The organism is Adhaeribacter arboris (genome assembly GCF_003023845.1).
GTDB classification, from domain to species: domain Bacteria; phylum Bacteroidota; class Bacteroidia; order Cytophagales; family Hymenobacteraceae; genus Adhaeribacter; species Adhaeribacter arboris.
In genome coordinates, this window is sequence record NZ_PYFT01000001.1 from 6710305 (window position 1) to 6722657 (window position 12353).

Genomic DNA, 12353 nt, shown 5'->3' on the forward strand with positions numbered 1-12353 from the left:
AAGTTGCTTAAAAAATCAAACTTAAATTACCTCTACTCATTTGTATGGTTTTAATAATTCAGTGGCGAAAGCCGGTATTATTAACTTTATTTTTAATAAGCTTTCTGGTTAAAAACGCATGGTCCCAAACCCCGGCCGTGCCGGAAGTATTAGATGCCACCCTTACGGGTTATACCTATCCGTATCCGGTGCATTATCTAAACCTGAAAATTGAAAACCAAGCCTGTCGCATGGCTTACATGGATGCCTTACCCGAGAAATTTAATGCTGCGCGACCCGTTATTTTGCTGCTACACGGTAAAAACTTTATGGGAGCGTACTGGCGGCAAACCATTCGTTATTTTACCAGTCAGGGTTACCGGGTAATTGTACCCGACCAAGTTGGTTTCGGGAAATCGTCTAAGCCTTCTTTACACTACAGTTTTCACCAACTAGCCACTAATACCCGGCAATTACTCGATACCCTAGGCGTAACCAAAGCCTTTTTAATTGGTCATTCTATGGGTGGTATGCTAGCTACTCGCTTTGCCCTGATGTATCCGGAAATAGTGGTTAAACTAGTATTGGAAAATCCGATAGGGTTAGAAGATTACCGCGCCTTGGTGCCGTATACCCCGTTAGATATTGCCTATCAGAAAGAAGCTAAAACCACCGAAGAATCTATTCGGAATTATTTTAAAACGTATTTTCCGGAGTGGCAACCGGAATACGACGAATGGGTAAAAGTACCCGCCGCCCAAACGCGCAGTAAAGATTATACGGAAGTAGCTTTGGCTTCGGCCGAAACTTACGATATGATTTACCAGCAGCCAATTATTTACGAGCTCGAACAATTACAAATGCCCACCTTGTTAGTAATAGGGCAAGCTGACCGGACGGTAGTAGGTAAAGCAAACATTAAAGATAAGGCCGTTTTGGCGAAAGCCGGTAATTACCCTAGTTTAGGCCGGAAAGCGGTCAACCAGATCAGAACCAGTAAATTAGTGGGTTTGCCCAATGTAGGCCACATACCGCATTTACAAGTTCCGGAAGCTTTTCATAAGGCGGTTACCAGCTTTTTAAAATAATTAACTCAAAATCCGGAGACTTTCCGGCGAAATGAGGGCGGTAGGTTGATAGCGCCCCTCCCGGGGGCCATTTTCGAGGTTTAAAACTCCTCTTGGGCAAACGGTAGCGCACATGCCGCAGCCAACGCACGAAGCCCGGATGATAGGTTGACCTTGCTGCGCGTACCATCTTACGTCAATTCCCATTTCGCAGTAGGTAGAGCAATTACCGCAAGAAATACACTGCCCTCCATTAGTAGTGATTCGAAACCGGGAAAAATGTTTTTGCAGGATACCCAAATACGCGGCCATAGGGCAACCAAACCGGCACCAAACCCGCGAACCCATAATCGGGTAAAAACCTACTCCAATTACCCCCGAAAAAATAGAACCTATAAAAAATCCGTAGGTTTGGGAAAATTCATTCGAAAGGCGACCCAGCAAGCCGCCGCCCATTATGGAATTAAGCCAAAGCAGTAAAGTGGTCAGGACGATAAAACCCAGAATAGGATAAATAATGGCTACTTCCCAGCGCCACGCAGCCCGGGATTTGTCCGATAAATGCCGATACGGATCCCCGGCCGTTTCGGCCAGTCCGCCGCAGCCGCATACCCAACTGCAATACCAGCGTTTTCCAAAAAAATAAGTTAATACCGGTACTCCAATTAAAGAGATTACGGCAGTCCAGAAAAGAAAGAATACGCCTAAAGCACCCGGCGTTTTAATTAAGTAATCTGCCGTGCCCGGAAACAAATAATCATATTTTAAAGGCCAGAAGTAGGATAAATAAAATTCTGGTTGGTTCAACAGAATTAAAAAGTAAGGAATTAAGTAAGCCAGAACTAACTGGAAAAACATGACGGATAAGGTGCGGATAATTTGATACGGGCTATGACGGTATTTTAACAAAGCCCTAATTCCCATAATCAGGACGGCCAGCGTGTAAAAGGTGCCGTATAAAAACCAACGGTCGGCAGCAATTCCGCGCAACCAAAAACTCAGCGGGTCGATACTACGGATAAGACCAATCATTAAATCGGGCCACCAGTATAGAGTTACGTAAAAGCCCGTTAAAAATATCCCGATAACCCAAGCAATGGTTCCCCGACTAGTAGAAGCCCGGAGCCAAATGCCATTATTTTTTACGCCCGGCTGGTTTTTAAAGTAAGTCCGCAAAAAGTAAACAAGTAAGGCAGTAATGCCAACTACTATTCCGGAGAACATAAATTTCTTCTCGCCCGCTGATTGAAAGCCGCTCAAAAAAATAAGTAGCAGCCCCAGGCCAAATCCGCTTAAAGTTAATTTTTGCAGCCAATCGGTTTCGTCCGTATACTGAACCGCCGTATTAATTTTACCGTTTAATGCCATGCGTTAAAGATACTTAAAATACTGGATTAATGGTGGTGGTGATGATGCCCGTGCTGATCGTCGGGTTTGGTGTTATAATTTATGATGGCTCCCACGATAAAAACGCCTAACCAGCAAGCATATAAAGCATTGTAACTGGCAATATGTTTATTGGTTAACAATAAAATAACGTGCGCGGCCAAAGTCATTATCAAACCGACCACGGCAATAAATTGGTAGGAGTTCATCTCCCGGAAATTATATAGCTTACTGGCTTTCATATTCTTTAAATTTAAAGCAATAGTTTAGAAAACGGATCTCGGTTATCCTTAACAGCTTTTTACCCAGATAAGTTAAATTACCAGTTATTGGTTTACCTAGTACACAAAAGAGCTAAAAGAAATAGGAATTATTTAAAAGTATTTAATTGGATAGCCGATTTTACCAGAATGAATCAAATCTTGTTGCTTTCACAACAAAAAGGGGAACGATATACTCGTTCCCCTTTGCTATACCTAAATCGTTACCGCTTAGTTTTCTACGATAACTTTAGTTTGCTTTTCGCCGGAAGAACCATTGGCTTTAATAATATAAATGCCGGGCTTCATGGCTTTGGTTACGGGTAACTCTACCGAAGTGGCTCCTTGCGCATCTGCGGTTATTGTTTTAGCCTGGTAAACCTGACCAAAGGAATCGTACACGGTAAGGGTAACGGATTCTTGTTTGCTAAAGCCAGTCAGGTCAGCGTATATTTTTGATCCTACGGTATTGGGATTAGGATAAACTTTCAACACTGGTTCTTTGTCGGTCAGCTTTTGAACAACTTTCGTTACTTCTTTTTTGGCCGTAGCTTCTACCGATTGAATGGTAGCTGTGTCGGTACCTTCGTAGGTAATACCTAGCCCAACCAGCTCAACGGATACCACCTGATCTTTCTTTCTTTTTTGACCAGCCGCTTCCAGTTTAGCCTTTTTTAGTCCCGCCGTGGCCGGGAAAAAAGCCACATTAAACGTAACCGAACTGTTTTTTCGAATTTTTATAATTTTATTTGGTTTGGCATCTGGTTGACCGGTCATTACAAACTCGCGGGCATTGTCGCCAATTATAGCTAAACTTTTTAATTTTAAATTACCCCGACCCGTATTCGAAATAGTTACGGCGTGCTGGGTTACTTTAGAATAATCGGGCAATTCGGGATCGTTTTTATCTTTGTCTTTATCCTTCTCTTTTTTAGCTGTAATGGCTTGGGTAATGGAATTAACTTTTTGAGCCGCCGGTTTATTGGCTCCTACTACTTCGGTAGCAGTAATTTTTTCGGGGAAAGCGGTGGCAAAACCTTCCTCATCGGAAATGCTGCTCACGCGTAATAAGGTAATCTGGGCGGTTCTGTCCGGAATGTTGTTCCAGTTAAACTCAATCACGTATAAATTACCGGTTTGCACGTCTTCCACAATATCCAACGGATTAATAAAACCCGACATTCCTACTAAGCCGGTAGTCCCGGCTCCCGTGTACGAATTCCGAATGTTGTAATCGGTTTCTGCGCTACCTTTTACTAATGAACCCGGTTGTAAGACAATAATATCCCCGCCGCCGCTAAAGCGACATACCAGTATTTTGCCCTTTAAAGCCCCGTTAAAAGCATTGCTCTTGTATTCGATAGCGCCATTAGGAGAGCGGTTTAACTCAAAGTTAAAGGCGGCTCCCCGATAATTATCATCCGCTTCCATAGAACTGGGGTATTTCGGATTATCCGAGTAGCCCCGGTTGGCCACGTATTCGCCCCGGAAAGGATTGGGGTGACCAAAGTAACCAACTCCTTTTAAAGGATTGATGCGGAATAACCAATCGTTTTGTACTTTAACTCCTGAAGTAGCCGCTATGGCCGGACCATTGTAAAAATTACCATCGGGACGGCGAGTACCTGCCACCGATACAGGTGTGTTACCACCCGCCGCCGAGCCATTTGCGGGCGCATATAACTGGCCGTTACTGTGCCATACCAGATCGTAAGCATTCCGGACCCCGGAAGCATAAATGGTAAGCGGCGCATTGCTGGCATAAGGATTATAGGAGTCGTCGCTAAGACGCAATTGACTGGCGGTAGCCGTATTGATTAGATTTTGGTTTGAAGTAGTTTTAGCGTCTAAAGTAGAGCTGCCTAGTTTAACTAAGTCTAAACGCAACACCGCCGCCGATAATAAACTTTCGGTACGCTGCCAGGAACCATCATAGGAACCCATCGAACTGTTACTGCCTTGCGAAATGTAAAGCGCACCATCCGGGCCAAAAACTAAACTATTCACCAGGTGGTCTTTCGCCGAGCGGGGCAGGTTGGTTACCAGTAATTGTTCCGTTGCTAAATTACTTCCGCTTAATTTTGAAATTTTACCGTCGAATTCCGGAGCGGCCGCTAAACCAGAAGAACAATGCGACACGTAAGCAATCAGGTTAGCCGCGGTAGAAGCAGGGTCAAACACTAACCCAATTGCCGAACGATCGCCATATTTACCTAGTAAGGTGTTTATATTAACTTCAAAGGTAAGGCTACCATCCAGGTGATTAATGGCATACCGTTCGATATTCCCGTTTAATAATAAAGCATAAAACTTACCGTCCGGACCAATGGTTAATGAAGAATATTTTTTGTTCTGAGTACCCGGAATGGGAACCTTGGTAAATTCTACCGAGATAGGATCGGTTGGTTCTATGGCGGCCCCAGTGGTAAAAATAGCGGTGTACGGAATAAAAGAAGCGCCGCTAAGCGATTTAACCCCAGCGGTAACCATAAACTTATACGTGGTATTGGCTTCCAGGGCAAAGGTAGGCGAAAAGCTGATGGCGTCGCCGCCACCGGTACCTTGCACTACTCCTTGAATTTGAGTGGTGGTAGAACCAACTACCTTGAGTAAGAGAACGGTGCTGCTGGTAATGGTGCTGTTGTCTACTCCGCCCTGGTATCCCTCTACTTCCGGCACAAAAAGATTATTTGCCGCAATACTGGAAGTATTTACATTCACGTTAGTAGCGCTATCGGCCGGAGTAGAAGAAATAACGTAAGGGTGAGGAGCGGTTACCGCCAGCTGAATGGTAACACTAGCGGTGCCGTACCCATTTGCCTCTGCCTTCACGGTGGCCTCGTAAGTGCCAACCGGCAAATCTTCCGCCTGGGAATAATCAAAAATAACGTTTGGTTCGGCCCCGGTATGGTTCGGATTAAAGCTTAACCAATCAGTGGCCCCCGCTCCGTATACCGCGGAAAGAGTATACGGCACATTGTTTTTATTATTGGAGTTACTCAGGTCTAAAGAGAAAGTTTTATTGCTGCTGGTATTGCCTTTTTCAATAGTTATTACTTGCTCATTCACGGACCAAAACGCAAAAGGTCCATTGGTAACCGGAACAATCTGCGCCGAATTAATTTTGGTATTAAATCCGCCGTCGGCATCAATGGTCAATAATCCATCGGTAACCGCGACTTGTACTTTAGCCGATTTAAACCGCGTACTAGCGCCGGCCGGACCGGTGGGGATAAACGCTTTAATGGCCTGCCGTCCTTCTACATTTAAAGCATGTTTTTCCGGTAGCGAGTAAACACCCGCATCACCGGCCGCAACCGTGACATCGTAAATGCCATTAGCTACCTTCATTTCCCAGTAACCTTCCGCTTTAATCCCGCTAAATGCACCCACTACGTCATCGGCTTGCATGTGCATTAAAGTGGCTAAGGTTACATCCGAAGGAGTATTTCGATTACGGCCATTGCTAACTAAATCTAATAAATTGTTGTCGGCCCGGTTTTTCCAGCCATATTGATTTCCGGTACCTTGGTTGGGGCTATTGCGTAGGCCAAATGCCTGACCAAAATCTGCGAACCAACCCGTTGGGGGAACAGTAGATTGGTCTTGAAAATTGACTTTTACTTCTAATTGCGGATTTACGTTGACCGTTACGTAATCCTGACTACTGGAAAGGTTTTTATCGTCTTTTACGGTAAGAGTAAATTGGTATTTGCCGGCGAATAAATGGCTGATAGTTGGCGAAGCTACGGTTTTACTGCTAAAGGTAGCCGTACTCGGACCACTTACCTGTTTCCAGGTATAGCTACTGATAGTTCCATCGGTGTCCGTGCCGGAACCAATTAAAGTTACTTCGTTTAGGGGCAAAGTAATTGCTTTATCCGGGCCAGCATTTGCCACTGGAGCTTTATTGGCGGCATTCGTGCTATTAACAACCGTAAAGGTTATGGTGTTAGCCGTTCCCTGGGTACCCGCGCCAGCCGCCCCGGAATAGGGGGTAGCTACCAAACTATAGCTCCCTACTGCTGGAGTCCAGGATAAATTATCACCAAATAAATCATAAGGCGCCTTCGTTTCGGTTTGATTACGGCTTTGGGTGCCGCTTAAGGCAAAAACAACACTCCCTACAATTGCGGGACTGGTATTTGCCCGGATATTTAAATTTTGGGTAGGTAGGGTAGCTAAATTAACCGTGCTGCCGCTGGTAAGCGTTTGAATAGTAGCTTTGGTAGCCGAATTAATTAAAGTGAAACTACTTATTTGTTCACCGGCAAATACCGGTTTTATCTTGCCGTAGCCAACGTACCCGCTCCGGGTATTTTCAGCAGGATGAAAGTTTAAAGCAGCGGCTTGCGTTTGGCTAGTAAAGAAATAAAAAAACAAAATCGCCCAGCATTTAATACAAAGTGTTAGTACCAGGAAAGATCGAGGGATAAACTTTTTTTTCATACAATCAGGTTAATAGTTTCTGAAAAGCTGCAAGTTAGTAGTTGTAGGATTATTTATACTATTAATAACAAAGCTTGGAGAAGGTTACTGTACTGGGGTAAAGTTTTTTGGAGGTTTATACTGCCTTCAACAACAGAAAGTGTATAAAAGGTGCGAATTCATTTTGAATACACCACTTTGAATCTGGTAAGTTGTTCATAATGCGTTATTTAAGCAGTAAATAAATTTATCTTCGAGTCATTATGTCCGCGAAAGATAAATTAAATTCTCCGGTGCCAGTTACAATTTTAAAGGAGAAATAAGGCCAAAAAAGTAGGGTAAATTTAGAGTTGAGATAATGTTAACTGGCCGTTCGGACATGTTTTCAAGTTAGTTGCCCTTTCTGCGATTATAGTATGTTTCGGTTGTGTCGTCGTATTATTACCGCTATCGAACAGGTATTGCGGCAGGTGGGAGATTTTATAACGTCCCGCCCGGAACTACTGCTGATGCCTGCACTTAGCTGACGGCTTGTTCGTCGCCCTGCCATAGCAGCAAACCCCATGTGGTATGCGGTTAGTTTCTGTCAACCCAATCCAATATCTTAGGCAGGTAATCATGCGACACTTGTTTCCCATCCTCTATGCTTGACAAGTAGTGATTACAACCGACGCAACTTTCAAACGTTAGATTTGTCTTTCCCAATCTTAAAAACTCAAGTCGCACGTAATCCAAACCGTAAATTGGAGAACTGTCGTCAGCAGTGGCGGCAACCATGTAAATGGGGATGGTTAATCGGCGCAACTGTTCAAATGGAACTACCGAACAGAAACTTGCCCATCTTTTATAGGAGTGTCCGCCGATCTCTTTGTCCGTTGCATTGGGAGTTTTATAGACATCGGCAACGTTTTTTAAACCTGCGTCAATGCTGTCTTGTGCTTCTTGTTGGGTTATTTCTCCTTTTGCAGCTTTGATACGCCAACCCATCATGCCGTCAAAAAACTGATTAAGCCCACTGCCAACAACCGAAGCGATATGCGTGACGCGCTTGTCTTCAACGGCCAGCGTAGGAACTACTTGCCCGCCCTCGGAATAGCCGTACGCAACGATCTTTGTTTTGTCCCAATATTTATTTTTGATCAGGTAAGAAATAACCTTTTTTGTGGCCTCAACCCGCCATTGTAAACTCAATCGTTTTGTGTACTCGTCAGAAAACTTATAGTTGTACAGAACTTCATGTACGTCGTATACATTTGCGCTTTTAGTTGTAGTGACTGTATCGCAGAATGGTGTTCCGGGTTTATCTAAAATAACATAGTGGTATTTATCCTTTGTATTAGCTAAAATATCCGTCGTAAAGGTGTTTGCTGTGGCTTCAAAGCCGTTGCCTTTAACGTAGATAGACAGTGGCAACCCGCCGCTGCCATTTATATCGATGAATAACGGCGCTTTTTTAGCAATGCCGGTTGTATCGACATAGAAACTGATTACTCCTAATTTACTATCCGTCAGCGAAAAGGCTTTTAAGCCGTAATCTATCGGTTGTATTGGCTGGGCATTTAGTCGTAGAGCAGAAAGAAACAATAAACTCAATAATAAATGTTTCATATTTGATTGCAAGTAACGAACAAGACTTTGTGCAGGCAGGGCATTGTTGTTTGTCCAGCCCGGAACTGAAGCCCAATAAAGAAATAAAAGTACAAGCTAACAACTAAAAGCCCAACAGAATTCCGTCCAGCCCGAACCAAAGTACACCGATGCAAACAGCCGAAGTTTGAACGTCAAGCCCTGCTTGCACAAAACCCCATGTTGGCTGCAGTTTTATTTGCACTTACTATGACTAATACTTGGTTCTTGAAAAGCCTGCTATTAAAAATCCTAAATTGATAGCTCCAAAAAAAGCTTCTAATGATGAAACCAATCTTATCCAACCTATTGGAGATAAATCTCCATATCCTAATGTTGTAAATGTGACTACACTAAAATATAGCGAATCTAAAATTGTCTTAGTCTCTTCAACTGGCTTAATATTTTGAGGGAATAAATAATAAATAAAGCTGCAATTCAATATTGTGAATATAGATATGTAAACAACATTTTGAGGTCGGTTGCCATATCTCCAATAATAATAACTTAGGGTTTTCGTGAGGAAAGTCCAGCCTTTTGAATTTTCTCTTGATAACTCCTTCTCTTTAATGTAATAATTGGATGCTTCTTCATCATCACCTTGGCTATCGAATATTTTTTTTAGAAGACTGTATGTGTAGCTATAATTAGAGTTTGTTAACCCCTTATGATTAGCGTCAACTTTAATTAATTGCGAATCCTTAATATATGGAGTAAATGAACCTCCAAATATTCTTATCATGCTAAGTTTCGAGTCGATAATATTACCATCAAAATTACATTGCCAAAATTTCCAATGGCTGATATTGGAGTTAATGATGTTAACGTCATTTAGGTTTGAATACCTAATCCACATTCCTGGAAATTCAAGTTTGTTGCATTTTAAGTAATCTACAGTGCAAAAAGAAATTTCTAAATTACCTTCTTCGCCAAAATATATTTCATCTTCCAATACTAATCCTGAAAGGTTACAAAATTCCAAATGTTTGCCTCTAAATAATACTCCAATGCCATTTATAGGAGGTTTAATACCTCCCATTTTTAAGAGTTCAAATCCCGTGTCGAGCCAAACTCTTTCCGTTGGATGATTTGGAGCTTGCCGAGATTGAATATTGAATAAGTCAAACGTTACTTTGTTTTTGTCACACCAGTCAGCATACGAAAGAAAAGTTTTTTTTAGAATATATGCCTCACCTTTTTCAAGAAACATAATTGGTTTTTTTGAGAGGTCTGCATGTGCCACTAAGTTTCTTTTTCGCCCATCAAAAGTTTGTTACAAGAGATATAAAATTTTGTCCTTTTTCAAACTCTTGTGTCCGAAAAAAGAGGAAAGCTCATAGAAAATTATATCTTCATCTGTTAGTTTATACTCTGCTTTCCATCTTACAAAATTTGGTTTGTTTTTATTAAATGAATCTATCAGTTTGGGGTAGTCATGCTTACGCCTCCACTCAAAAAACTCTCTCTCTGGTAATACCCATAGTTCTTCTATCGAAGGGGAAGGATTGTCTATGACTTTGTCAAACAATTTTTTTATTTCTTCTTCTCTATGTTTTAAAAAATCTTCTCTCATTTTTATTTAGCTGTTCGCCTTCGTTGTCGAATTAGTAGAGGGGTCGTTAAAAATTGCAGGCAACGAACACGGCTTGGCGATGTGGCGGTATTTGAAAAACGTCAGCCCATAACCGCTGCTAAATTTATAACTAAAAGTTCATTGTTTATTCTATTGCTTAGCGTTATTCGTCGGCTGGAACTGAAGCCAAATAGCGAACAAAAAGTTGAGAATATATTCGTCGCCCCGCCATATTGCCAAACCGAATGTTGTGCGTTCGTTCTTCTTCAAGACGAAACTTGAGAGTTATTATTAATCATTTAGTAGGTTTTAATTGACTTACATAATTTGCCATTTGAAAACCATATAGATTATTAAATTGCTTCTTAGGATCAACAATTATGTCATAATCAGCTTGATATTGATTAATCAATCTCCCAACTATAGGTAAAGTAATATCATTTGAAGCAACGACTTTTTCAGGTATTGCGTTTTTGTTACGGTCTAGTAATTCTAAAATTTTAAAAGAAGTAATACCACTGGCGGGTATATCAGGTCCATCGCCTTTTCCTTGCCTGTCTGGTTGCTGAGTCATGGCAAGTGTAATGTCCAACTTCCCTTTTTCATTTAATGGGACACGTATAAAAATGCTGTTATTAGCAGCAAAACTTGCAGAACCAGCGGATAAATTTTGAGGACGTGTGTAATCCATAAAATAAATGTTATTAGGCATAATAGGCCGAAGCTCATGGCCATTGATAAAGAAAGTACCAATTACAGCGTCTGATAAAATGTTTGGTGGTGTTAAGCTTTTTATGCTGTTAAACCTGATTTCAAATTCGGCTTCAGGAATAACATTCCAGCGTGTTCTAACATAATCGGTAATAACAGACCTTACTGAATAAGGTTTATGGTTTAAGGTCTCAACTCTAAATGAGATGGGATTGCCCGGGGATTCTATTGAGGGTGTGTTCCCTTTTGTAATTAAACTATCTAAGTATTCAAATGTCTCCTTTTTACCTGTATTAATATCCTTAAACCCTCCGTACGCCATAATTTCGAAATCAGTAATTCCATATTTTTTCAAGTTATTTAAAAACACATGGGCATCTGCATGAGCAAATGCAAAGTCATGTTCAATGTCAGCAGAAAAGGTTTTATCTAAAGTAGTATTTGAAATACTAGACCTCAACAATATTACTCGGCCATAACTCACTGAACGTATAACAAGTGGTTGATTAGTTAAATCAAAATATTTTTTATCATCTTCGTTGAGCCTATTTTCAAAAAGTTTCTCCGGGTTGGGATTTTCACAAAATGCTTGATAATATTCGTCTTTTAGTAAAAAATATACATTTTGGGTTGTTCGTGAATCTGTTGATTGGAATTGGGATTTCAAACTGCCTGAAAACCAATCAGCGTTTAAATTTAATTTAAACATGGTTTCTTCGTAAGAGTTGGATATTGCACATTTAGAATAAAAATTCGTATGGTAGCCTCTAGGATTTGCTGCAAGTATTTTGTTCATAGCAGTTGTAACTGCACTTGGACTATTGCAATCAACACTATCTACATAAACTGTTTTACCATGTGAAATATTTATCCCAATTCGCATTGGGTTAGTAGTTAATCTACTTTGAGCCAAGTTACTTTGCTTAACAGATTCTTCAGTAACTAATGAACCAGGGTAGATTCTTGAATAATCCGCATTTAGTAATGATTGGTCGTCAAATAACTTTTCATAAGAAACCGTTTCTTCTCTATAGTTATAGTATTGACCTTTGTCCGTAATTCGCTTTTCTACTGTTTTACTAATATTTTCTCTGTTTTCAGGTCGCTTATAACGTTGCTCCGGAATATTTGATACTAATTTTTTTATATCGTCTGAGTTAAGTTTGTTAGAACATGATGTGACGAGCATCATTAAGCTAAACAAATAGCTAAGTCTGCAGAAGTTTTGGCGCATATTAAAAAAATTTAGAGATGCTAAATTAAAAAATATAAAGTACCAGAAAATATATTGTCATCTTAGAAATGTAAAGGCTCCTTTAGAAT

Annotated in this window: 8 protein-coding genes; 1 reads left to right on the forward strand and 7 read right to left on the reverse strand. The window is 41.1% G+C overall.

Going from position 1 to position 12353, the window contains the following annotated elements:
• Positions 1-44: 44 nt before the first annotated feature.
• Positions 45-1067 carry an alpha/beta fold hydrolase gene (locus AHMF7605_RS27205; RefSeq protein WP_106933083.1) on the forward strand — a complete coding sequence of 341 codons (1023 nt, stop codon included), beginning with the start codon at positions 45-47 and terminating at the stop codon, positions 1065-1067.
• Here the strand turns inward: AHMF7605_RS27205 and AHMF7605_RS27210 are convergent, their stop codons facing one another.
• The 7 genes from AHMF7605_RS27210 to AHMF7605_RS27240 all read right to left on the reverse strand — a co-directional run bounded on the left by AHMF7605_RS27210 (position 1068) and on the right by AHMF7605_RS27240 (position 12264).
• Positions 1068-2414: a 4Fe-4S binding protein gene (locus AHMF7605_RS27210; RefSeq protein WP_106933084.1), complete on the reverse strand. Its 1347-nt coding sequence runs from the start codon at positions 2412-2414 to the stop codon at positions 1068-1070.
• A 26-nt stretch (positions 2415-2440) separates the two neighbouring features.
• Positions 2441-2674 carry a hypothetical protein gene (locus tag AHMF7605_RS27215; protein ID WP_106933085.1) on the reverse strand — a complete coding sequence of 78 codons (234 nt, stop codon included), beginning with the start codon at positions 2672-2674 and terminating at the stop codon, positions 2441-2443.
• A gap of 249 nt (positions 2675-2923) precedes the next feature.
• Positions 2924-7141, reverse strand: a complete 4218-nt coding sequence (locus tag AHMF7605_RS27220; protein ID WP_106933086.1) for a PKD domain-containing protein — start codon at positions 7139-7141, stop codon at positions 2924-2926.
• Between the two features lie 555 nt (positions 7142-7696).
• Positions 7697-8728 carry an alpha/beta hydrolase family protein gene (locus AHMF7605_RS27225; RefSeq protein WP_106933087.1) on the reverse strand — a complete coding sequence of 344 codons (1032 nt, stop codon included), beginning with the start codon at positions 8726-8728 and terminating at the stop codon, positions 7697-7699.
• 232 nt (positions 8729-8960) lie between these two features.
• Complete coding sequence (locus AHMF7605_RS27230; RefSeq protein WP_146153686.1) at positions 8961-9989, reverse strand: potassium channel family protein; 1029 nt, start codon at positions 9987-9989, stop codon at positions 8961-8963.
• Positions 9990-10019: 30 nt separating this feature from the next.
• A complete protein-coding gene (locus AHMF7605_RS27235) occupies positions 10020-10319 on the reverse strand; it encodes a hypothetical protein (RefSeq protein WP_106933089.1) in 300 nt (99 codons plus the stop codon).
• 295 nt (positions 10320-10614) lie between these two features.
• Positions 10615-12264, reverse strand: a complete 1650-nt coding sequence (locus AHMF7605_RS27240) for a thiol-activated cytolysin family protein (RefSeq protein WP_106933090.1) — start codon at positions 12262-12264, stop codon at positions 10615-10617.
• Positions 12265-12353: the final 89 nt, after the last annotated feature.